The sequence below is a fragment of the Nonomuraea sp. NPDC002799 genome, assembly GCF_053592075.1.
In genome coordinates, this window is sequence record NZ_JBSFVA010000017.1 from 168,772 (window position 1) to 191,830 (window position 23,059).

The window sequence follows — 23,059 nt, forward strand, 5'->3', positions numbered from 1 at the left end:
AGGATCGTTCCTGCCACGGTTGGTCGCTTCCAGCGGTCCGCCGTCGGTCGCGGAGTCTGCGCCCACGGAAAGCCTCCGGCGGCACCGAGTGTGCCGTCGCAAACCCTTGAATGCGATGATCGGACGAATTCCCATCACGGACATCTCCCCCGTCGTCGACTGCGGGCAATGGCCCGCCAAGGCGGTCGCCGGCGAGACCTTCGGGGTCTCGGCGACCGTCTTCAGAGAGGGCCACGACGCCGTGGCCGCGGGCGTGGTGCTCACCGCGCCCGATGGGCAGCGCGGCCGTCTGAGACGGATGCGCGAGCTCGCCCCCGGCACCGACCGCTGGGGGGTGGAGGTGTGCCTGCCCGCGGAGGGCGACTGGTTGTTCCGCGTGGAGGCGTGGAGCGATCCGATCGCCACCTGGCTGCACGATGCCGAGATCAAGATCCCGCGCGGCATGGACGTCGATCTCATGTGCGCGGAGGGCGCCCGCCTGTTCGAGCGGGCCGCCAAGGCCGTGCGCCCGGCGGAGTGCCCCAACGGCCACGCGGGCGGCGGTGAGAAGAACGGCGCCCGGCAGACCCGGCAGAACGGCAACGGCGACACGGCCTGTGGTCACCGGGCGGCGCTGCTGTCGATCGCGGCCACGCTGCGCGACGAGGAGCTGGACCCGAGGGCCCGCCTGTCGATCTCCCAGCTTCCGGAGACGGCCGGCCTGCTGGAGGCGCATCCCTTCCGTGAGCTGGTGACCAGGTCGAAGTCGCACAAGGTCCGGGTGGACCGGCGCCGGGCGCTCTACGGCTCCTGGTACGAGTTCTTCCCCCGGTCCGAGGGCGCCGTCGTCACCGACCTCGGCGTCGCCCAGTCCGGAAATTTCAAGACCGCCGGCAAACGGCTCCCGGCCATCGCCAAGATGGGCTTCGACGTCGTCTACCTGCCGCCCATCCATCCGATCGGCGCCAGCTACCGCAAGGGCCGCAACAACACCCTCAGCCCCGAGCCCGACGAGCCCGGCTCGCCCTGGGCGATCGGCTCGGAGGACGGCGGCCATGACGCCGTCCACCCCGATCTGGGGACGATCGAGGACTTCGACGAGTTCGTGGCCCGCACGCGCGAGCTGGGCATGGAGATCGCGCTCGACTTCGCGCTGCAGTGCGCGCCCGACCACCCGTGGGTCAAGGAGCATCCCGAGTGGTTCACGGTCCGGGCGGACGGATCGATCGCCTACGCCGAGAACCCGCCGAAGAAATACCAGGACATCTATCCGATGAACTTCGACAAGGATCCCGAGGGGATCTATGTCGAGGTCAAGCGGGTGTTGCGGCACTGGATGGATCACGGTGTGCGCATCTTCCGGGTGGACAACCCGCACACCAAGCCGGTGGGCTTCTGGGAGCGGCTGCTGGCCGACGTCCACACCTCCGATCCTGACGTGATCTTCCTTTCCGAGGCGTTCACCCGACCGGCGATGATGCGGGCGCTGGCCAAGACCGGCTTCCACCAGTCCTACACCTACTTCACCTGGCGGACCTCCAAGAGCGAGGTCGAGGACTATCTCACCGAGCTCTCCCACGAGACCTCGTGTTATCTGCGTCCCAACCTGTTCGTCAATACTCCGGACATTCTCCACGAATACCTGCAGCAGGGCGGCATTCCCGCGTTCAAGATCAGGGCGGTGCTGGCCGCTCTGGGCGCGCCGGCCTGGGGGGTTTACTCGGGGTACGAACTCGCGGAGAACGTCCCGGTGCGACCGGGCAGCGAAGAATACCTAGATAGTGAGAAATACCAGTACAAGCCCCGCGACTGGGTTACGGCCGAACGCGAAGGACGAAGCCTCGCGCCTTTCCTCACTCACCTGAATTTGTTCCGAAGAGCGCATCCAGCGCTGCAAGAATTGCGTAATCTACGGTTCCACGGGGTCGACCAACCGGACATCGTCTGCTTCTCGAAACGACTGCCCGGCGCCTATGACCCGGCCACACGAAGGCACGGGCTGGGCGACGTCGTCCTGGCGGTCGTCAACCTGGATCCACATCGCACCCACGAGGCGACTGTAGAGCTCGACCTGCCTGCCATCGGTCTCGACTGGAACGCCGAGTTCGTCGTCGACGACGAGTTGTCAGGGGAGTCGTACCGCTGGAGGCAGAGCAACTATGTACGCCTCGACCCCCATATCCAGCCTGCCCACATTCTCACCGTACGAGCCTCGCCACGGTAGAACTGAATTCAGCGGGGAGTCTTCAACGTGTGTGACAGCGCCTCCCTCATGAGCACCTCATGGAGTGGCTCATGAGCTCCACACCCATTCCCAACACCTTCGACGAGGGAAAGCCGCGCGATCCCCACTGGTACAAGCGCGCGGTTTTCTACGAGGTCCTGATCAGGGGCTTCGCCGATTCCAATGGCGATGGGACCGGTGACATCCGCGGTCTCATCAGCAAACTCGACTATCTGCAGTGGCTCGGCGTCGACTGCCTCTGGCTGCTCCCCCTGTACGAGTCGCCGCTACGCGACGGCGGCTACGACATCGCCGACTTCATGAAGATCCTGCCCGAGTTCGGGGACCTGGGAGACTTCGTGAAGCTGGTCGACGAGGCACACAAGCGCGGCATGCGCGTCATCGCCGACCTGGTCATGAACCACACCAGCGACGCCCATCCGTGGTTCCAGGCGTCGCGGCACGACCCCGAGGGGCCGTTCGGCGACTTCTACGTGTGGTCCTCGACGGACGAGCAGTATCAGGACGCCCGGATCATCTTCATCGACACCGAGACCTCCAACTGGACCTACGATCCCGTGCGCGGCCAGTACTACTGGCACCGCTTCTTCCATCATCAGCCGGACCTCAACTACGAGAACCCGGCGGTCCAGGAGGCGATGCTGGAGGTCCTGCGCTTCTGGCTCGACCTGGGCATCGACGGGTTCCGGCTGGACGCGGTGCCGTACCTCTTCGAGGAGGAGGGCACCAACTGCGAGAACCTGCCCAGGACCCATGAGTATCTCAAGACGATCAGGGCCGACGTCGACCGGCTCTTCCCTGACCGGGTGCTGCTCGCCGAGGCGAACCAGTGGCCGTCGGACGTGGTCGAATATTTCGGCGATCCGGTAGGTGGTGGCGACGAATGCCACATGGCATTCCATTTCCCACTTATGCCCAGAATTTTCATGGCCGTACGCAGGGAATCGCGCTACCCCATATCCGAAATTATGGCACAAACACCGAAAATTCCGGAAAATTGCCAATGGGGGATCTTCCTCCGCAACCACGATGAGCTGACGCTCGAAATGGTCACGGACGAAGAGCGCGACTACATGTACACCGAGTACGCCAAGGACCCCCGCATGCGCGCGAACGTCGGCATCCGCCGCCGCCTGGCGCCCCTGCTGGAGAACGACCGCAACCAGATCGAGCTGTTCACCGCGCTGCTCCTGTCGCTGCCCGGCTCCCCCGTCCTCTACTACGGCGACGAGATCGCCATGGGCGACAACATCTGGCTCGGCGACCGCGACGGCGTGCGCACGCCCATGCAGTGGGACCCCGACCGCAACGCCGGCTTCTCCGACTGCGACCCGGGCCGGCTCTACCTGCCGGTCATCATGGACCCGATCTACGGCTACCAGGCCATCAACGTGGAGGCCCAGCAGAAGAACGCCGGCTCGCTGCTGCACTGGACCAAGCGCATGATCGAGATCCGCAAGCGGCACCCGGTCTTCGGTCTCGGCGGCTACGCGGAGCTCAACTCCTCCAACCCGAGCGTGCTCGCGTTCGTCAGGGAGCTGGGTGACGACCGGATGCTCTGCGTGAACAACCTGTCACGCTTCCCGCAACCGGTCGAACTCGACCTGCGCAGGTTTGTCGGCGTATCTCCCGTGGAGACCATGGGTGGCGTACCATTTCCGGCAATTGGCGAACTTCCGTATCTTTTGACGCTTCCAGGGCATGGGTTCTATTGGTTCACACTCCCGCCGGCCATCACCCAGGAGGAGTAGGACGTGCTTGACGAGCTCCTTGTCGCATGGATCAGCCGCCAGCGTTGGTTCGGCGGCAAGGGGCGCGCGATCGACGAACTGTCGATCGACTCGGACGTCGAGCTGACGCCCGGACTCAGGCACCTGATCATCGCCGTCTGGCAGGAGGGCTCGCGCGAGCGCTACCAGGTCCTGCTGGGCGAGCGCGAGTGGATCCCCGACCGGCTGACCCACGCCCTGATCGGCACGATCGACGGCGTCTACCTCTACGACGCCGTCCACGACCCCGACCGCACGAACTGGCTGCTCGACGGCATGGCCCGCCACGAGACCCGCAGCGGCCTGCGCATGCGCCACGTGCCCGGCGCCACCATCGACACCTCCCCGCGCAGCCTCGTGCTGGGCGCGGAGCAGTCCAACACCTCCCTCGTGTACGGGGACGCCTACATCTGCAAGTTGTTCCGCCGCCTCATCCCCGGGGTCAACCCGGAGCTGGAGATCGTCACGGCGCTGGCGGCCAGGGACGCGCCGCACATCGCGCAGCCGTACGGGTGGATCGAGATGGATCTCGACGGCACCGACACCACGCTCGCGTTCATGCAGGAGTTCCTGTCCACCGCCAACGACGGCTGGGACCTCGCGCTGGCGAGCGTGCGCGACCTGTACGCCTCGCTGCCGGAGGCGCCGGCGGCCGAGGTCGGCGGCGACTTCGCGGCCGAGTCCGCCCGGCTGGGCGCCGCCACCGCCCGCGTGCATCACGAGCTGGCCGAGGCCTTCCCCACGGACGTCATCGAGCCGCACGACGTCAAGCGTATGGCCGAGGGCTTCAGGCGCCGGCTGGGCCGGGCGGTGTCAGAGGTGCCGGAGTTGCGGGAGCACGTGCCGGTCATCGAGGAGGTCTACCACCAGGTGGAGCTGCTCACCGACGAAGTGCCTGTGCAACGCGTTCACGGGGACTTCCACCTGGGCCAGGTGATGCGCACGCCGAGGGACTGGGTGGTGCTGGACTTCGAGGGCGAGCCGGGGCAGCCGCTGGCCGAGCGGCGGGCGTTGTCGTCGCCGCTGCGGGACGTGGCGGGGATGTTGCGCTCGTTCGACTACGCGGCCCGGCACCTGCTGGCGGACCACTCACAGGCGGCGGAGCTGGAGCCCCGGGCGCAGGAGTGGGCGGATCGGAACCGGGCCGCGTTCCTCGACGGGTACGCCGAGGGCGGCGGCGTGATCACCCACGGGGACGCGGTGTTGTTGCGCGCGTTCGAGTCGTCGAAGGCCGTGTACGAGGTGGTCTACGAGGCCCGCAACCGGCCGTCGTGGTTGCCCATCCCCTTGGCCGCCTTCCGCCCCCGCGCCGCCTAGCACCCGGCGCTCAGTACGGCTGATACATCCCGGGCGAGCCCGGCATGACACCGGCGGCGGCCGCCGCCCGGGTGTCTTCCTGGGCATCGGTGATCTTGCGGACGACGCCGATCGCCAGGCCGGCCGCGATGATCATCAGCAGGATGTCGAACGCGTCGAAACGGGCCGCGGAGGCGAGCGCGTCGAGATCGCCGGCCTTGTTGAGCAGCCGCCCCGCCACGTTGGTGACGATGTTGTGCACCAGCCAGGCCGCCCACCAGCCGTTGATCAGCCCCTTGGAGGGCGCGGCGGCGCGGGTGGAGGCGTGCCAGATGTCGTCCACGACCTGCTTCGGGAACCAGAACGCGATGATCGGGACGACCCAGCCGAAGATCACCCAGGGCCTGCTCCGCCGATGACCGTCCGGGGAGAGGATCTCGGCGTTGGACCTGACCCGGAACAGCCAGACCAGGAACGCCACCGCCGCGAGGACGTAACTGAGCGCCTCCAGAATCCCGGAGGCCGCGTAGACGAGGTCGCCCGTGGTGATCTCCGAGTCGGGCACGGAGGACGGATCTTCGATCAGCCGGTCCACGAGAGCGGCGTACCAGAGGTCGATCACCGCGGCGACGAGGCCGACCACGGCGACGCCCGCCAGGGCCACGACGGCGAAAATGGCCGGCCCGCGGACCGGGCGTAACGGCGGCGGCGGGGGCGGGTAGACGTGCGGCGGATAGGCAGGAGGAGGCGGATGCATTGCCCGGAGCCTTTCAGTGAGGGGGGAACGAGCAGCGCACCAGTATGTCTGTGTCAAGATCCCGAAAAGGTTCAGTTGTCCGACACGGCACTCTCTTGTGATGAACCCGGGATTTCGCACTTTCGGTGATTGTCTCGGTGAAAGCGGGCAGTTCCTGGGATGGACGCGCATCATAGGGCAGGGTTGGGAGCATGCCGATGAGGACAGAGCTCGACCGCCTCGCAGGCGGAGCACACCACGATCCGCACTCCGTGCTGGGAGCACACCCGGTCACGGGCGGGGTGGTCTTCCGCGCGCTGCGCCCGCTGGCCGAACGCGTGTCCGTGATACTGGACGACGGCACGGCCCACGACATGAAGCACCAGGCCCACGGGGTGTTCGAGGTGACCGTCCCGGGCCTGGACAAGGTGCCCGAATATCTGCTGAGCGTGAAGTACGCCGGGGCGGAGCCGTACCAGGTCCGCGACCCCTACCGGCATTGGCCCACGCTCGGCGAGGTGGACCTGCACCTCATCGGCGAAGGGCGGCACGAGCGGTTGTGGGAGGTGCTCGGCGCCCGCACGATGGAGCACCAGGACGTCGAGGGCACCGCGTTCGCCGTCTGGGCCCCCAACGCGCGCGGCATCAGGATCGTCGGCGACTTCAACCACTGGAACGGCACCGCCTACCCGATGCGCTCGCTGGGCCGCTCGGGGGTGTGGGAGCTGTTCGTGCCGGGGCTGGCCGCGGGCGAGCGGTACAAGTTCCAGATTCTGGGCGCCGACGGGGTGTGGCGCGACAAGGCCGACCCGATGGCCAGGCGGACCGAGGTGCCGCCGATGACGGCCTCCGTGGTCGAGAAGTCCGACTACGCCTGGCAGGACGACACCTGGATGATCGACCGCCGCGAGGCCCATCCGCAGGCCGCGCCGATGAGCGTCTACGAGGTGCACCTGGGGTCGTGGCGGCCGGGGCTGTCCTACCTGGAGCTGGCCGAGCAGCTCTCCGCGTACGTCGCCGACCTGGGGTTCACCCACGTCGAGCTGCTGCCGGTGGCCGAGCACCCGTTCGGCGGATCCTGGGGATACCAGGTGACGTCCTACTACGCGCCGACGGCGCGGTTCGGCACGCCTGACGAGTTCCGGCATTTCGTCGACATGATGCACCAGCGCGGCATCGGGGTGCTGCTGGACTGGGTGCCCGCGCACTTCCCGATGGACGACTGGGCGCTGGCCCGCTTCGACGGCACCCCGCTGTACGAGCACGCCGACCCGGCCAGGGGCGAGCACCCCGACTGGGGCACCTACGTCTTCGACTTCGGCCGCAGGGAGGTGCGCAACTTCCTGGTGGCCAACGCGGTCTACTGGCTGAAGGAGTTCCACGTCGACGGCCTGCGGGTGGACGCGGTCGCCTCGATGCTCTACCTCGACTACTCGCGCCGCGAGGGCGAGTGGACGCCGAACGTCTACGGCGGCAGGGAGAACCTCGACGCGGTCGAGTTCCTCAAGGAGATGAACGCCGTCTGCTACCGCGAGACCCCCGGCATCTCGACCGTGGCCGAGGAGTCGACGGCCTGGCCCGGCGTGTCACGGCCGGTCTATCTCGGCGGGCTCGGGTTCGGCTTCAAGTGGAACATGGGCTGGATGCACGACACGCTCGAATACCTGCGGCACGAGCCGGTCTTCCGCCGCTACCACCACCACCAGATGACGTTCTCCCTGCTGTACGCCTACTCCGAGAACTACATGCTGCCCCTCTCCCACGACGAGGTCGTGCACGGCAAGGGCTCGCTGCTCGGCAAGATGCCGGGCGACGAGTGGCAGCGGTTCGCGCAGTTGCGGGCGTTGCTGGCCTTCATGTGGGCGCATCCGGGCAAGCAGTTGCTCTTCATGGGCGGCGAGTTCGGCCAGGGCTCGGAGTGGTCGGAGGAGCGCGGGCTGGACTGGTGGGTGCTGGAGTTCGACGGGCATCAGGGCGTGCAGCGCATGGTCCGCGACCTGAACAAGGTCTACAAGCAGACCAGGGCGCTGTGGGAGAAGGACTCCTCGCCCGACGGGTTCCGGTGGATCGACGCCGACGACGCCTCGGGGAACACGTTCTCCTTCGTCCGCTACGCGGCCGACGGGTCGGCGGTGGCGTGCGTGGTCAACTTCAGCGGCGGGCCGCACGAGGAATACCGGCTCGGACTGCCGTACGCCGGGCGCTGGGAGGAGATCGTCAACACCGACGCCTACGACTACTGGGGCAGCGGCGTGGGCAACATGGGCGGGGTCGAGGCGGCCGAGGAGCCGTGGCACGGCCTGCCCTGCTCCACGACGCTGCGCGTGCCACCGCTCGGCGCGGTCTGGCTCGCCCACGAGGGGACAGCCTGAACGTTTGAGCGGCCCCCGCTGAAAGTTCGGTGAGAACTCGGGCGGGGGCCTGTGCGTGTCGGGCAAATCGCCCTAAACTCCGAGATCATCCCCCATCGGAGGACGACGCGTGCGACTTCGCCCCTTACTCGTCTGTTCGATCGTGCTGGCGCTGCTGCCCCTGTCGGGCCCGGCCTACGCGGACGACCCGGCGCCCACCCCTTCGCCCACGGTCTCGCAGGAAGCCGGCGCCAAGGTCGAGGAGGGCTTAGGCGTCGACGGCGGCACCACGAGGGCCATCGTCGAGCTGACCGATCCGGCCCAGAACGCGCCCGTGGCGACGCAGGCGGCGGCCGACAGCGTGGACGTGGTGCACCTGCCGCAGAGCCAGTCGTTCATGGTGGTCGAAGGCACCGCGGCGGAGCTGGCCAAGCTGGCCGAGGATCCGCGCGTCGCCTCCATCCACCGCGACAGGACGTACGCGCCGACCGACGTCAGCTCCAACCTGGTCCAGATCGGCGCCGACCAGGCCCACGCCAAGGGCTACACCGGCACGGGACAGGCGGTGGCGGTGCTCGACACCGGCATCGACGGCGACCACCCCTGGTTCACCGGCCGGGTCGTGGCCGAGGCCTGCTTCTCCGTCGTCGAGGCGGGCGTCGAGACGCTCTGCCCGAACGGCCAGACGTCGCAGACGGGAGCGGGCGCGGCGGACGCCATGACGGCCAAATGCCTGGCCGACGGCGTGAACCTGTGCGACCACGGCACCCACGTCGCGGGCATCGCGGCCGGCACGGGCGGCGTGGCGCCGGGCGCGGGCATCGTCGCGGTGCAGGTGTTCAGCCGGGTCAACGACGAGGAGTTCTGCGGCGACCCCTCCTGCGTGGTGGCCTACGAGTCCTCGCTGCGCGAGGCCATGGACTACGTCGCGGGTCTCACCCAGCCGATCGCCGCGGTGAACCTGAGCCTCGGCGGTGAGTTGTCCGAGACCGACTGCGACTCCAGCGCGGAGGGCGCGCCCTTCAAGGCGAAGATCGACGCCCTGCTGGCCAAGAACATCGCGACCGTGGTGGCGGCGGGCAACGAGGGCTTCGAGGGCACGTCGTACCCGGGCTGCGTCTCCACCGCCGTGGCCGTCGGAGCGAACGACGGCGCCGACACGATCGCGAACTTCTCCAACCGGGGCGGGCTGCTCGACCTGTTCGCGCCGGGCGTGGACATCGAGTCGTCGGTGCCGGACAACCAGACGGCCGTCTACAGCGGCACCTCGATGGCCACCCCGCACGTGGCCGGCGCGCTGGCGCTGATGAAGGCGGCCGCGCCGGAGACGCCGATGACCGAGCTGATCGGCAAGCTCAAGTCGACCGGCAAGCCGTACGCGTACGAGGCGGGCGGCGCCCAGGTCGTCACCCCGCGCCTGGACCTGGCGGCGGCCCTGGCCGGGGCGGCCCCGCAGCCGACCGCCACGCAGAGCCCGATCGAGAACCCCTCGCCGGAGCCGGACCCCTCCGACAGCAGCGGCCCGAGCCCGGAGCCCGACCCCTCCGGCGACACCGAGCCGAGCCCGGAGCCGGAGCCGAGCAGCAGCACGTCGCCGATCCCGCTGCCCACCGTCACGGTCACGGTGACCGTCACGCCGAAGCCGGCCGCCGCGGTCTGCACGCGGGGCACGGCCGCCAAGAAGTTGTCGGCCAAGAAGTGGGCCGTGGAGATCCACCGCAGCAGCGGCTCGATCCCGGACACCACGCTCACCTGCTACCTGAAGCTGATCGGCAAGTCGAGCAAGGTCTTCCCCGAGGTGACCAAGGCGTCCTCGCTCGGCAAGGCGTACCGGGTGCTGAAGAACAGCAAGACCAGCAAGGGCACGCTCGACGGCGCACTGCTCACGGCCTGGCTGAACTGGGCGCACGGCACGAACGGCACCACGACGCTGACCGCCGCCGAGAAGGTGCGGCTGAGCGCCAAGTCGTCCGCGGCGACGCTGAAGAAGACGGCGAAGAACGTCCTCAAAACCGCTAAATAGCTCGATATCACGAAAAGGCCGGTCGTTCGTGACCGGCCTTTTCTCATTGATGTAAAAGGGGCTCAAACGTTTCTCTGGTGCCATACGTCACCGACATCACCGTTGTCACAGGTGGGGAGGTATGCGGTCTGTACTCGCGCCGGAAGCGGAGAAGGCTTCACGGCCTGAACCTCGGAGGCACCCATGAGGCTTCGATCTCTGCTGGCCGGCGCCGCGGCGCTGGCCGCGACCGCCACCCTGCTCTGTACGGCCCCGGCGCTGCGCGCCGACACCGCGCGACCCACGCCGAGCGGCGACACCTCCGACGACGGCGGGCCGATCATCAGCCCCGCGCTCGTCGCGGAGATCCAGGCGAAGTCCCGGGTCCGCTCCATCATCCAGCTCAAGCCCGGCCAGAGCGTGGAGGCCGTCGCCGGCGACCTCGAACGGGCGTCGGCGGGCAGCCGCATCCCGGGATCGGCCCAGTCGGCGCACTTCTTCGTCGCCGAGGTGGACGACACGACGCTGGCCACGCTCCGGCGCGACGGCCGGGTCCACTCCGTCTACAAGGACGAGCTGCGCGCGCCCAGCCTCGACAGCACCACCGCCCTGATCCGCTCGAACCGGGCGAACGCCGCCGGCTGGACCGGCAGGGGCACGACCGTCGCCATTCTGGACACCGGCATCGACCGGGACCATCCGTTCTTCACCGGCCGGATCGCCGACGAGGCGTGCTTCTCCTCCTCCAGCGCGGGCGACGGCACCGTCTCGCTCTGCCCGAACAACCAGTCCAGCCAGACCGGCCCCGGCGCGGCGGACGCCGAGACGCCGCAGTGCGTCGTCAACGGGGCCTACGCCTGCTCCCACGGCACGCACGTGGCCGGCATCTCCTCGGGCCGGATGGTCACCGGCGCGCCCGCCAACGGCGTCGCCCCCGAGTCGCGCCTGCTGGCGATCCAGGTCTTCAGCCGGGTGAACAATGCGCAGACGTGCGGGGGCGGCGGGGCGCCCTGCTTCCTCAGCTACACCTCGGACCAGAAGCTGGCGCTAGAGTACGTCACGCGGGTGGTCGCCACCCACAACGTGGCCGCGGTGAACATGAGCCTCGGCGGCGGCGGCCCGTACAGAACGGCCTGTGACGGCGACGTGAGCGCCGCCGCGATCAAGCCCGAGTTCGACGCGCTGGTGTCGCTGGGGGTCGCGCCCGTGGTGTCGGCCGGCAACAACGGCTTCGCCAACGGCGTCAGCGCGCCCGCCTGCATCTCCACCGCCGTCACGGTGGGCGCCACCGACGACGCCGACGCACTGGCCACATTCACCAACCGGGGGTCGCTGCTCGACCTGTTCGCGCCTGGCGTGAACGTCACCTCGGCCGTCCCCGACGACGGGTACGGGGTGAAGAGCGGCACCTCGATGGCCGCGCCGCACGTGGCCGGGATGTTCGCGCTGATGAAGCAGGCGTACCCGGCCTTCACCGTCGCGCAGAGCCTGCAGCGCCTGCAGACCACCGGAACGGCCATCCAGTACAACTCGGGCGGCACCCCGATGACCACGCCCCGGATCGACGCCGAACGAGCCACCGCCGGCGCCCCCGCCGCCTGAACCTCCCCCTCAAAGCCCCATGATCACGCGTAGAGCTCCTCAAGGGTGACCTTGCGCACGTCGCCGGGAAAGTCCGGCTGGAAGCCCGCCCCGCTGTAGCAGGCGAGCACCGTGCCGCTGGTGTCGTAGCCCTTGACCGACAGCAGGTCACGAGCCCGCCGCAACCGATCCACGTGCCCAGTGGTCAGCACCTTGTCCCACTTGACCTCGCCGAGAGACAACACCCGCTGCGGCCGGCCGTGCTCCTCCTGGGCGAGAACCGCCACGTCGACCTGGATCTGCGTCCGGTTGTGCGGGTCGGCGACCGTGCCGGCGGCCACTCTGCCCGGCAACTCGCCGAACACCTCCTTCTCCGAGAACATCGCCCAGTCCCGGCAGAGGGCTTCGAAGTGCGGCCCGACCACCTGCGACAGGAAGGTGGCCCGCGAATTGCGCCACGCCGCCTCGGGCTGTCCGCGTTCCAGCCGGTTCCACTCGCGCCGCATCACCGCTTCATAGAAGACGATCAGCGGCTCGCAGACCCGGAACAGAGAGGTGCCCTTTCTGAACGCGTCCGCCTCCCGGGCGATGAGCTGAGAGTCCTCCAGCACGGACAGGGGATGCCCGATATCCGGAGATTTTCGGCCAATGTGGCCGGCGATGCCGCCGCGGGTGGCGTTCCCTGACGCGATGGCGCCCAGAACCGCGTGGTAGATGGCCGTGTCACGGATGTCGGCCTCCTCCGCCAGCAGATAGCGAGCCTCGCGGTAGAGCGGGACCTGCGGATTGAGGACGGTGCGGGTCACCCAGTCGTCGAAGTCCGCCAGCGAGGCAGGCGCGTCCCCGGCCACGAACTCCCTGCGGTAGGCGGGCGTGCCGCCCACGATGGAGTGCACCAGCACGGCGAGTCGCGGATCGTCGATCCCCCAGAACTCGGCGGCAGGCCGGTAGTCCAGCGGCCGGACCACGAGCTCGAGACTCGCCCGCCCGCGCAGAGGCGCGTTTCCGGCGAGCAGCCGGCCCATCACCCCCAGGGCCGAGCCACACAGCAGCAGGCGCGACTTGCCTTGCCGCGCGTATCCCCTGGGATCGAGGGCGTGCTGGAACAGGGAGGGCAGAGAAGGGGATGCCTTGCAGAGATAGGGGAACTCGTCGATCACGATGAGCCCATCCTGGACGACGGCGAACAGCCGCTGCAGCGCCTCGTCCCAGTTGGCGAACGCGTATCTGCCGCCCCCGGTCTGTGCCGCCAGAGCCTGCCCGAAACGGGCCAGCGCCGCGGTCTCCGTCTCGTCCGTGGCGGCGAAGAAGAATCCACCGACCTCCTGCAGCAGGGCATCGAGAAGGAAGGTCTTGCCCTGCCGGCGCCTGCCGCTCACGATGCCGAGCCGCACATCAGGGCTGGACGACGTGGCGAACCGCACAAGTCCCGCCCATTCGCGATCCCGGTCGAAGACGTGGGCGGGCTTGAGAACACTGCTCATGGTAGGACTATACAGCTAAGAGGTATACACCTTAGCTGTATAGTCCTAAGCGTATTTCGAAATGCGTCGCTTAGGGTGGCTTCTATGGACGCAGGCAGGGCGATCTTCGAAACCGTCGACAAGCTTCGCCAGCGGCGCACCGGCCCGCTGGTCCTGGAGCTCGATCTCACAGAGGGCCTCACCGAGGGCCCACCGGCGGATCCACTGGCCGCGGTGCTGTCCATGCGCAAGCCGCGCCTGGCCGACGTCCTGTCCGGGCTCAAGCGGGCCAGGCAGGACTCCCGGGTCAAGGCGCTGGTGGTGAAGCTGGGGAGCAATCCGCTGGGGCTGGCGATGGTGCAGGAGCTGCGCCAGGCCGTGGTGCACTTCAGGGCCTCCGGCAAGCTGACCGTCGCGTACGCCGAGACCTACGGCGAGTTCGGCGGCGGCACGGTGCCCTATTACCTGGCCAGCGCCTTCGAGCGGGTCTATCTGCAGCCCAGCGGCGACGTCGGGCTGACCGGGGTGGCTCTGGAGCAGCGCTTCCTCAAGGGCGCGCTGACGAAGCTGGGCGTGGGCTACGAGGCCGGCCAGCGCCACGAGTACAAGACCGCGGTCAACACCTTCACCCAGGATCACATGACCGAGCCGCACCGTGAGTCGATGAGCCGCATCGTCGAGTCGGTCACCGAGACCCTCGTCGCGGGCATCGCCGAGGGGCGGCGGCTGGATCCCGGCAAGGTGCGGGAGCTGATCGACCGCGGCCCGTTCACCGGCGCGGAGGCGCAGGAGGCCGGGCTGGTCGACGGGCTGGCCTACCGGGACGAGGTGTACGACGAGGTCAGGCGCTCCGCCGGCGCCGAGGCGCACCTGCTGTACGTCTCCAGGTACGCCCGCGCCGCGGCCGTGCGCAAGCTGCCGCAGCCGATGGCCGACGGGATCGCGCTGATCCACGGCTCCGGCATGATCAAGACCGGCCGCAGCGGACGCAGCCCGCTGGGCGGAGGCGGGGCGATGGGCTCCGACACGATCAGCGCCGCGTTCCGCGCCGCCCGGCGCGACGAGCACGTCAAGGCCGTCGTGTTCCGGGTCGACAGCCCCGGCGGCTCGTACGTGGCCAGCGACACGGTCTGGCGCGAGGTGACGCTGACCCGCAAGGTCAAGCCGGTGATCGTCTCCATGGGCGACCTGGCGGCGTCCGGCGGCTACTTCGTGGCGATGGCGGCCGACGTGATCGTCGCCCAGTCGGGCACGCTGACGGGCTCGATCGGCGTGTACGGCGGCAAGCCCGTCCTGTCCGAGCTGCTCGGCAAGCTGGGCATCACCTCCGAGCTGGTCGCCGAGGGCGCCAACGCCGGCATGTTCTCCACCTCGCGCGGCTTCTCCCCCGACCAGTGGGAGCGGGTGAACGCCTGGCTCGACCGCATCTACGACGACTTCGTGGGCAAGGTGGCCGCGAGCCGCGACCTCAGCCGGGAGCGCGCCCACGAGCTGGCCCGCGGCCGCGTCTGGACCGGCGCCGACGCGCAGGCCCGCGGCCTGGTGGACGAGCTGGGCGGCCTGGAGGACGCGCTGGCGCTGGCCAGGAAGCGGACCGGCCTCACCGACGACGCCCCCGTGCGCACCTATCCGCGGCTCAACCCGCTGGAGCGCCTGCGCGGCCCCGAGTCCAGCGAGGACAAGTCCGCCGCCCTGGCCAGGCTCCGGATCGACGCCTGGGGGCCGCTCGCGCGCTTGTCGGCCGAGCTCGGCCTGCCCGCCGCGGGTCCCCTGCTGCTGCCGGAGTGGTACACGATCCGCTGAGCCGGGGGTTCAGGCGCCCGCTGAGCCGCGGGGGCCAGGCGCCCGCTGGGCCGGAGCGTCAGGCGCCCGCCACGGCGCGGTAGCGGGAGCGGAGCCGTACGAGGGGGAGGAGGCCGGGGTCGACGTAGTCGATCGCCGGCACGGTGGCGATGAACAACGTGTGGTCGCCGGCCGGGACGACCTTGGTCGTCTCGGCCTCGAAGGCGGCCACGCCGCCCTCGACCACCAGCGCCCCGGAGTACGCGCCCCGGTGGTGCGGGGTGCCCGCCAGCAGCAGCCGGGCACTGGGCCGGCCGGCGGTGGCGAAGCGGCTGGCGACGGCCGTCTGCCCCGACGACAGCAGGGAGGCGGCCCAGCGGTCCTGCCGGAGCATGAGCTCGTTGAGGTAGCCGTCACTGGCCATGCTCACCAGGACCAGCGGGGGCTCCAGCGAGACGGACATCAGCGCCGAGACCGTGGCGCCCACGTCGTCGCGCCCATCGCGTACGGTCACCACCGCGACCCCTGCGGCGAGCTGCGCCATCGCCTCCGTGAACTCGCTCACCGCACGAGCCTCCCACAACGCGGCGAGGGCCCCCGCGAAACGGAGACCCTCAGCGCGTCTGGAACGGTATGGAGCATCAGGCGAGACCGTTGGAGGTCAGCCACTCCTTGGCCACCGTGGCGGGCTCGTCCTTGTTGACCGAGATCTTCTGCATCATGTCCAGCAGCGACTGCGTGCTGAGCTTCGCCGAGATCGCGTTCAGCGTGGTCCTGATCGTGTCGTTCGCCGCGGACTTGAACAGCAGCGGCGTCACGTTCTGGGCGGGGAAGATGTTCTTGGTGTCCTGCAGCGGCACCAGGCCGTTGGCCGCGATCTTCGGGTCGGTGGTGAACACGTTGCCGACCTGGATCGTGCCGTCCTTCAGCGCGTCCGCGGTGGTCGGGCCGGTGGGCTTCCACTCCTTGAACTCGACCCCGTAGACGTCCTTGAAGCGCGCCTCCCACCGCTTCTTGAACTCGGGCGGGCCGCCGACGACGAAGGTCTTGGAGACCTTGGCCAGGTCCTCGATGGAGTTCAGCGACTGCTTGGCCTGGACGTCCTTGGTGATGGACAGGCTGTCCTTGTCCTCGGCGGGCGAGGAGTCGAGCACTTCCAGCTCGGCGGGCAGCTTCTCCTTCAGCGCGGCGTTGACCTCGTCGGTGGTCGCGGCCGTGGCCTTCAGGTCGACGAAGGCGAGCAGGTTGCCGTTGTACTCCGGCACGACGGTCAGGCCGCCGCTCTTGACCTGGTCGTAGACGGCCTCGCGGCTGCCGATGCGCGGCTTCTCCTCCACCTGCACGCCCTTGGCCTCCAGCGCCTGGGCGTAGATGGATCCGAGCAGCACGCTCTCGTCGAAGTCGAAGGAGCCGATGACGGCCTTGCCACCACCGGCTGCGGAGGCCGACCCGGTGGGCGCTGCGCTCGTACTGTCGAGCGGGTTGCCCCCGGTGCTGCCGCCGCCACCACAGGCGGCCAGCGCGAGCATCGCCGAGAAGAGCACCCCAGCGATGCCGTACTTGCGTCTCATCTTGCTTTCCCTTCTAAGGCGGGGGGTAATACAGGAGACTAGCGGACCTTCAGGCGCTGGCTCACCCCCGGTGAAACCGTTACCCGCTGCGCGATCGTGAACAAGATCTGCACCACGAGCGCGAACAGCACAATCAGTACTGAACCCCCGACGACGCTCGCATAATCCTTCGTCGCGAAACCATCGATGACATAACGTCCGAGACCGCCGAGGCCGGTGTAGGCGGCGACGGTGGTGGTGGCCACGACCTGGATCGCCGAGAGCCGGCAGCCGAGCAGGATCAGCGGCAGCGCCACGGGCACCAGCACCCGTCCGAGCACCTGCCCGCCGCGCAGCCCCATCCCGTACGCCGCGTCGCGCAGCTCGGGATCGACTCCCTTGATGCCCTCGAACGTGTTGACCAGGATCGGCGGCACCGAGAGCAACACCAGCGGAATGATCACCGGCCAGATGGAGGCCGTGCCCAGCAGCAACACGAACATCACCAGCAGTCCCAGCGTGGGCAGCGCCCTGGCCAGGTTCGCCGAGACGACGACCAGCACCTCGCCCCGGCCCGTGTGCCCGATCAGCAACCCCAGCGGCACCGCGATCAGCGCGGCGAGCAGCAGCGCCAGCACCGAGAACTCCAGGTGCTCCAGCAGCCGCGCGGGGATGCCGCCGGACCCGGACCAGTTCGCGGCGGTGCCGAAGAACTCCACGAGCCAGTCGAAGAACGCCGTCAGCCAGCCCATCAGGCCCCCCTCCGCGCCCGCACCCACGGCGTGAGCAACCGCTGCGCCAGCACCAGCAGCCCGTCGGCGACCAGCGCCAGGGCCACGATGAGCACGATCCCGACGATCACCGGCGGCATGAACGGGTTCTGGTACGCCCGCGTGAACAGCCCGCCGAGACCGCCCTGCCCGATCAGCGCACCCACGCTGACCAGGCTGATGCTGGACACCGCGACCACCCGCAGCCCTGCCAGCACCACGGGCACCGCGATCGGCAGCTCGACCTGGAGCAGGCGGCGCAGCGGCGTGAACCCCATCGCGACCGCCGACTGCCGCACGTGGTCGGGCACCGAGCCCAGCCCGTCGACCACGGCCGGGATCAGCACCGCCATGCCGTAGAAGGTCAGCGGAATGATCACGGTGGTCTGCGACAACCCGGTCACCGAGATCAGCAACATGAAGACGGGCAGCGAGGGCAGCGCGTAGATCACGTTCATCAGGCCGGAGGTGGGCTGGTAGAGCCAGCGCCAGCGCACGCAGGCCAGTCCGAGCGGCAGCGCGACGACCAGCGCGACCAGGATCGGGACGAGAGACATGACCAGGTGGTCCAGCAGCAGGTTCTGGATGCTGTCTACCCGTCCGGTGTCCCAGTTGCGCCCGATCCACTCCCAGATCGTGGGGGGACCGTCACCCATCTGCGGCCTCCGCCAGCGCCTCGTCCAGCGCCTCCCGCGTGGCCACGCCGACGGCCTTGCCCTGCTCGTCCACCGCGACGGCGTAGCCGGACGGCGACAACAACGCCGCGTCGAGTGCCGAGCGCATCGAGTCGCGCCCGTGCACGAACGTCCCGAACGGCTCCAGCTCCCCCGGCCGCGACCGGGAGATCCACCCGAGCGGCCGGGTGTCCGCGCTCACGACCAGCGACCACGGCTCGTCCGCGCTCGCGTCCGACCCTTCGGGCACCGTCAGGTCGGTACGCAGCCGCAACCCGGCCGTGGAGATGAACTGCAGCCGCCTGATCCCCCGGTCGTGCCCGAGGAACTCGCGGACGAACTCGTCGGCCGGCTCCGACAACAACGTCTTGGGATCGGCGAGCTGGGCCAGCGTGCCGCCCACGCGCAGCACGGCCACACGGTCGCCGAGCTTGATGGCCTCGTCGATGTCGTGGGTGACGAAAACGATGGTCTTGTTCAGCTCGGACTGGAGACGCAGGAGCTCGTCCTGCAGGCTCGTCCGCACGATGGGGTCGACCGCGCTGAACGGCTCGTCCATGAGCAACACGGGCGGATCGGCGGCCAGCGCCCTGGCCACGCCCACGCGCTGCTGCTGCCCGCCGGAGAGCTGGAACGGGTAGCGGCCCGCGAGCGCGGTGTCGAGGCCGACGCGTTCGAGCAGCTCCATGGCCCTGTCGCGGGCCTTCTTCTTGTCCCAGCCGAGCAGGTAGGGGACCGTGGCGACGTTGTCGACGATCTTCCGGTGCGGGAAGAGCCCGGCCTGCTGGATGACGTAGCCGATGCCGCGCCGCAAGGTGGGTGGGTCTATGCCCTGTACGGGAACGCCGTCGAGCAGGATCTGCCCGTCCGAGGCGTCGATCATGCGGTTGATCATCCGCAGGGATGTCGTCTTCCCGCAGCCCGAGGGGCCGACGAACACGGTGATCTCGCCGGTGGGCGCCTCAAGGCTGAGGCGGTCCACGGCGACCGTGCCGTCTGGGTAGCGTTTGGTGACAGCATCGAATGTGATCACGCGCGACCTTCCGCTCTTGGCAGGGCCGCGGCTCGCCTGCCACGACCGCCGCATGATCTCTTGGGGCACAGACTACGGCGATCCGGACCACCCTGTCCCCTCAGGGGCTGGCTTAAACGTTTCATCCACCTGCGAGTTTCGTAGCAAATATGGATCTGGTAGTGCGCCGGACCGTGGGTGTTGGCATGATTACCTTCACAATCATCTGACTCGCCCCCCTCACCCTCAGCTTCCGCACACAGAGGACCGGCCAGTGTCTCAGCCGCTCACCGATCAGCGCCCCCGGGCGCAACTGATCGCAGAGCTCTACGACCGCCACGCCGCCGGGTTGTTCGCGTACTGCGCGGACCAGCTCGGCGACCTCGGCTCTGCCTCTGACGTCCTGGCGTCCGTGCTTTCCGGCGTCCCGGTCGCGGAGCCACCCCGTGCCGCTCTCTACGCGTTCGCCCGCCGGGAGATCCACCGGCGGGACATCGTCTATTCGCCACCCGCGGTCGATCCGCTCATCGACCCGGCCTCCGCGCTCGTCGAGCGCACCCTGCGCGAGCTGCGCCCGCACCAGCGCGAAGTCCTGGTGCTCTGCGCGGTCTGCGGGCTGAGCAAGGCCGAGCTGGCCTGGGTGCTCGACGTCGCCCCCGACACCGCCGAGGAGCTGGCGGTGGGGGCGGGACACCGGTTCAGGCAGGTGCTGAGGACGGCGCTGGCCACGACCCGGGTCCGGGTGCCCAAGCCGGTGGCCGACATCTACGGCGCGCTGGGGATCTCACCGCTGCGGGACGTGCTGGGCCGCCTTCCGTGGCCGCAGCCGCCCGGAGCGCTGCGCATCCACTTCGCCGGTTCCCGTCCGGCCCGGCCGGGGCCCCTGTTCACCAAGCCGCGCTGGCCCGCGCCGCCCATGTGGCCGCAACCGCTGGCCGACGGGGATCCGGCCACCAGTACGGTGATCTTCCCCGCTGAGCTGCTGACGCCGCCCGCGCCCGCGCGGGTCTCCCCGCTGGAGGCGACCACGGCGCCGATGCCCAAGCTCCGCGACTCCCTGGCCGCGCCCGGCCGGTCCCTGACCAATCCGCTGGCCGCGCTGGCCCAGGGCTTCTGGAGCGCCCGTGTCTCGGCGCAACCGCCCCGGGATCCGCGACCCTCCCAGTACCCGCATCCCTCGGGACAACCCTTGAGGAATTCGCAACCTGCTGGACGACCCTCCCCATACCCGCCACCGTCTGGACCGCCCTCCCGGAACCCGCAATCCGCGGAGCAGCCGTTCTTCCTCTCGGCGCCCGTGCCCGCTGACGGGCCGGAGCCGTTCGCGACGGGGGACGTGCTGCTGCCCAATGACTCCCCCGAGCCGTTCGCGACCGGCGACGTGCTCCTGCCCAGGACGAGCGGCCGGTCCGCGCCCCAGCCGTTCACGGTCCCGCCCCGCCGGCAGCCCTGGCCCGTCACGGCTCCGCTGCCGGAGGGGCCGCGGCCGGCGGACGACGTGCTCGTGCACAAGGGCCCCGCCCGCCCGCTCCAGCCGTCCTCGCGCGCCGACGAGCCGGTGCGCGACGCGGCGCCGCTCTTCCAGCCCCGCGCCAAGCCCGCGGAGCCGGTCTACCGGATGCCGGAGCCGGTCGAGGAGCAGGAGGCGGCCACGGACGAGCTGCCCGTCGTCTCCGTCCGTCCGGCCGAGGTGTCCTCCTTCCTGGCGCCGCGCCCGGTCCGCACCCGGCCGCCCACCAAGCGCCGTCCCGAGGTGACGCGGCGGCCGGAGAAGGCCCGCCGCCGCAGGAACCGCCACTACGACTGGGCCTGGGAGGTGGTCGGGTTCCTGATCTGCGTGGCCATCGCGATGATCGTGTTCTTCTCCGTGCCGTCGTTCATGAACCCGTGAGAGCGCCTACATGGTGTTGACGATCAACCCGATGTGCGTGAAGTAGTTCAGCGCCCCGAACAGCAGGAACGCCACCCCGGCGATCCCCCAGCACACGCCGACGACGTTCGCGAGCGGGCCGCCTCTGGCCCGCAACGCGAGCGGGAACAACACGGCGCCGAGGCCGACGAGCACGTACAGGCCGGAGATGAACGACGCCTCCAGGAGCGGCAGGCCGGCGAACGCGCCCGAGATCGGCTCCTGCGGCGGCGCGGCGAACAGCGTGTACGTCCAGCCGGCCGCCGCGATCCCGAAGCAGGCCAGCCCCATCCCCAGCACGAACAGCGAGAGCGGCCCCGCCACCCGCGCCACGAGTTTCCGGCGGTCGGTCGTCACGCTGATCGCCCCCCACCGCTTCCACAGGTAGAGGGCGGCGGCCAGCAGCAGCACGCCGAACGCCAGCGCGGGCTCGCCGAAAATGATGTTGTCGAAGGGGAAGCCCTGGCCGGCGAGCGGCCAGGTGAGCGTCATGTGCAGCCCGGTGACCGCCAGGAGGCCGCCGAGCGCCCCGAAGGCCAGGGCCCAGCCGTCCACGTGCTCCAGGGGGTCGCCGCGCAGCACCCGCCGCCCGAACGAGACCACGACCAGCAGCCCGGCGCCCGCGGCGACCGCCATGATCGTGTTGTACGTGGGCATCCTGGCCCAGTCGATCTTCAACTCCGGCTGCGCCAGGATCGCCCAATATGCGCTCATACAGCGATGATTACCCTGAGTAATCGATCACCAACCAGTAGTGCGGCCCGGTCAGCCCGAGGAGAGGATCAGGCCGCTCGTGGGCACCCCGGTGCCGGCCGTGACCAGGACGTTCGTGACGCCGGTGAGCTGGTTGGCGGCGGTGCCCCTGATCTGGCGCACCGCCTCCGCGATGCCGTTCATGCCGTGGATGTAGGCCTCGCCGAGCTGGCCCCCGTGCGGGTTGACGGGGAGCCGGCCGGCCAGCCCGATGCCGCCGTCCTGGAGGAAGCCGGGCGCCTCCCCCTTGCCGCAGAAGCCGAGCTCCTCCAACTGGGTCAGGACGAACGGGGTGAAGTGGTCGTACAGGATGGCTGTCTGGATGTCCTTGGGCTTCAGGCCGGACATGGACCAGAGGCGCCGGCCGACGACGGACATCTCGGGAAGGCCGGTCATGTCATCGCGGTAGTAGCTGGTCATCATCAGCTGGCCGGCCCCCGAGCCCTGGGCGGCCGCGGTGATCACGGCGGGGGATCTGCGCAGGTCGCGAGCGCGCTCGGCGGAGGTCACCACCAGGGCCACCGCCCCGTCGCTCTCCTGGCAGCAGTCGAGCAGGTGCAGCGGCTCCACGATCCACCGGGACGCCTGGTGCTCCGCCAGCGTGATGGGCCGCCGGTGGAACCAGGCCGCCGGGTTGCTCGCGGCGTGCTCGCGCATGGTCACCGCCACCCGGCCGAAGTCCTCCGAGCCGGCGCCGTAGACGTGCATGTAGCGCCGCGCGAACATGGCCACCCAGGCGGCGGGCGTCATCAGCCCGTACGGCACGTGCCAGCTCATCTCCAGCCCCTGCGAGGTGGGCTGGCCGGACAGACCGGCGTTCGGCTGGCCGAAACGGCGCCCGGAACGCTCGTTGAACGCCCGGTAGCAGACGACCGTGTCGGCCATCCCGGTGGCCACGGCCATGGCGGCGTGCGCCACGGTGCCGCAGGCCGCGCCGCCGCCGTACTCGACCCGGGAGAAGAACGTCAGGTCGCCGATCCCCGTCTCCCTGGCCACGGCGATCTCCTGGTTGGAGTCCTGGCTGTAGGTGACCATGCCGTCCACGTCGCCCGGTGACAGACCGGCGTCGTCCAGCGCCGACAGCACGGCCTCGGCGGCCAGCCGCAGCTCCGAACGCCCTGACTTCTTGCTGAACTCGGTGGCACCGATGCCTGCGATCGCCGTGCGCCCACTCAACAACGTTCTGC

17 protein-coding genes are annotated in these 23,059 nt (G+C 69.5%); 8 read left to right on the forward strand and 9 right to left on the reverse strand.

The features are described from left to right. Positions 1–115 precede the first annotated feature (115 nt). The 3 genes from ACWD0F_RS28785 (at position 116) to ACWD0F_RS28795 (ending at position 5,310) form a co-directional block, all read left to right on the forward strand. Positions 116–2,203, forward strand: a complete 2,088-nt coding sequence (locus tag ACWD0F_RS28785) for an alpha-1,4-glucan--maltose-1-phosphate maltosyltransferase (protein WP_449880673.1) — start codon at positions 116–118, stop codon at positions 2,201–2,203. A gap of 71 nt (positions 2,204–2,274) precedes the next feature. Beyond that, positions 2,275–3,975, forward strand: coding sequence for a maltose alpha-D-glucosyltransferase (gene treS / locus ACWD0F_RS28790; protein ID WP_449880675.1), 1,701 nt, complete (start codon positions 2,275–2,277; stop codon positions 3,973–3,975). Between the two features lie 3 nt (positions 3,976–3,978). Beyond that, the gene (locus tag ACWD0F_RS28795; RefSeq protein ID WP_449880677.1) at positions 3,979–5,310 is read left to right on the forward strand and encodes a maltokinase N-terminal cap-like domain-containing protein; all 1,332 of its coding nucleotides are present in this window, start codon (positions 3,979–3,981) and stop codon (positions 5,308–5,310) included. A 10-nt stretch (positions 5,311–5,320) separates the two neighbouring features. Here ACWD0F_RS28795 and ACWD0F_RS28800 read toward each other — a convergent pair whose 3' ends face one another. Then, positions 5,321–6,046: a DUF4328 domain-containing protein gene (locus tag ACWD0F_RS28800; RefSeq protein ID WP_449880679.1), complete on the reverse strand. Its 726-nt coding sequence runs from the start codon at positions 6,044–6,046 to the stop codon at positions 5,321–5,323. Between the two features lie 197 nt (positions 6,047–6,243). Between ACWD0F_RS28800 and glgB the strand changes: the two genes are divergently transcribed. The 3 genes from glgB (at position 6,244) to ACWD0F_RS28815 (ending at position 11,980) form a co-directional block, all read left to right on the forward strand. After that, positions 6,244–8,397, forward strand: a complete 2,154-nt coding sequence (gene glgB / locus ACWD0F_RS28805; protein ID WP_449880681.1) for a 1,4-alpha-glucan branching protein GlgB — start codon at positions 6,244–6,246, stop codon at positions 8,395–8,397. A 109-nt stretch (positions 8,398–8,506) separates the two neighbouring features. Continuing rightward, on the forward strand, positions 8,507–10,399 hold the full coding sequence (locus tag ACWD0F_RS28810) for a S8 family peptidase (RefSeq protein ID WP_449880683.1): 1,893 nt from the start codon (positions 8,507–8,509) through the stop codon (positions 10,397–10,399). A 183-nt stretch (positions 10,400–10,582) separates the two neighbouring features. Continuing rightward, positions 10,583–11,980: a S8 family peptidase gene (locus ACWD0F_RS28815; RefSeq protein ID WP_449880685.1), complete on the forward strand. Its 1,398-nt coding sequence runs from the start codon at positions 10,583–10,585 to the stop codon at positions 11,978–11,980. 23 nt (positions 11,981–12,003) lie between these two features. Here ACWD0F_RS28815 and ACWD0F_RS28820 read toward each other — a convergent pair whose 3' ends face one another. After that, on the reverse strand, positions 12,004–13,443 hold the full coding sequence (locus tag ACWD0F_RS28820) for an AAA family ATPase (protein WP_449880687.1): 1,440 nt from the start codon (positions 13,441–13,443) through the stop codon (positions 12,004–12,006). Between the two features lie 84 nt (positions 13,444–13,527). Here ACWD0F_RS28820 and sppA point away from each other — a divergent pair, with 84 nt between their 5' ends. Next, a complete protein-coding gene (gene sppA, locus ACWD0F_RS28825) occupies positions 13,528–15,225 on the forward strand; it encodes a signal peptide peptidase SppA (RefSeq protein ID WP_449880689.1) in 1,698 nt (565 codons plus the stop codon). Positions 15,226–15,283: 58 nt separating this feature from the next. On the opposite strand, the gene ACWD0F_RS28830 is transcribed toward sppA, so the two are convergent. The 5 genes from ACWD0F_RS28830 to ACWD0F_RS28850 all read right to left on the reverse strand — a co-directional run bounded on the left by ACWD0F_RS28830 (position 15,284) and on the right by ACWD0F_RS28850 (position 19,231). Continuing rightward, positions 15,284–15,769, reverse strand: coding sequence for a flavin reductase family protein (locus ACWD0F_RS28830; RefSeq protein WP_449880691.1), 486 nt, complete (start codon positions 15,767–15,769; stop codon positions 15,284–15,286). A 76-nt stretch (positions 15,770–15,845) separates the two neighbouring features. Next, the gene (locus ACWD0F_RS28835; RefSeq protein ID WP_449880693.1) at positions 15,846–16,775 is read right to left on the reverse strand and encodes an ABC transporter substrate-binding protein; all 930 of its coding nucleotides are present in this window, start codon (positions 16,773–16,775) and stop codon (positions 15,846–15,848) included. Between the two features lie 38 nt (positions 16,776–16,813). Continuing rightward, positions 16,814–17,506, reverse strand: coding sequence for an ABC transporter permease (locus tag ACWD0F_RS28840; protein WP_449880695.1), 693 nt, complete (start codon positions 17,504–17,506; stop codon positions 16,814–16,816). After that, positions 17,506–18,180 (reverse strand): ABC transporter permease, encoded by a 675-nt coding sequence (locus ACWD0F_RS28845; protein WP_449880697.1) that lies wholly within the window; start codon positions 18,178–18,180, stop codon positions 17,506–17,508. Before ACWD0F_RS28845 ends, ACWD0F_RS28840 begins: the two co-directional genes overlap by 1 nt. Further along, complete coding sequence (locus ACWD0F_RS28850; RefSeq protein WP_449880699.1) at positions 18,173–19,231, reverse strand: ABC transporter ATP-binding protein; 1,059 nt, start codon at positions 19,229–19,231, stop codon at positions 18,173–18,175. The genes ACWD0F_RS28845 and ACWD0F_RS28850 overlap by 8 nt, the downstream gene beginning before the upstream one ends. 253 nt (positions 19,232–19,484) lie before the next feature. On the opposite strand from ACWD0F_RS28850, the gene ACWD0F_RS28855 reads away from it, so the two are divergent. Then, positions 19,485–21,101, forward strand: a complete 1,617-nt coding sequence (locus tag ACWD0F_RS28855; RefSeq protein WP_449880701.1) for a hypothetical protein — start codon at positions 19,485–19,487, stop codon at positions 21,099–21,101. A gap of 6 nt (positions 21,102–21,107) precedes the next feature. Here ACWD0F_RS28855 and ACWD0F_RS28860 read toward each other — a convergent pair whose 3' ends face one another. Next, positions 21,108–21,833: a DUF981 family protein gene (locus ACWD0F_RS28860; RefSeq protein ID WP_449880703.1), complete on the reverse strand. Its 726-nt coding sequence runs from the start codon at positions 21,831–21,833 to the stop codon at positions 21,108–21,110. 51 nt (positions 21,834–21,884) lie between these two features. Beyond that, on the reverse strand, positions 21,885–23,048 hold the full coding sequence (locus tag ACWD0F_RS28865; RefSeq protein WP_449880705.1) for a lipid-transfer protein: 1,164 nt from the start codon (positions 23,046–23,048) through the stop codon (positions 21,885–21,887). Positions 23,049–23,059 lie beyond the last annotated feature (11 nt).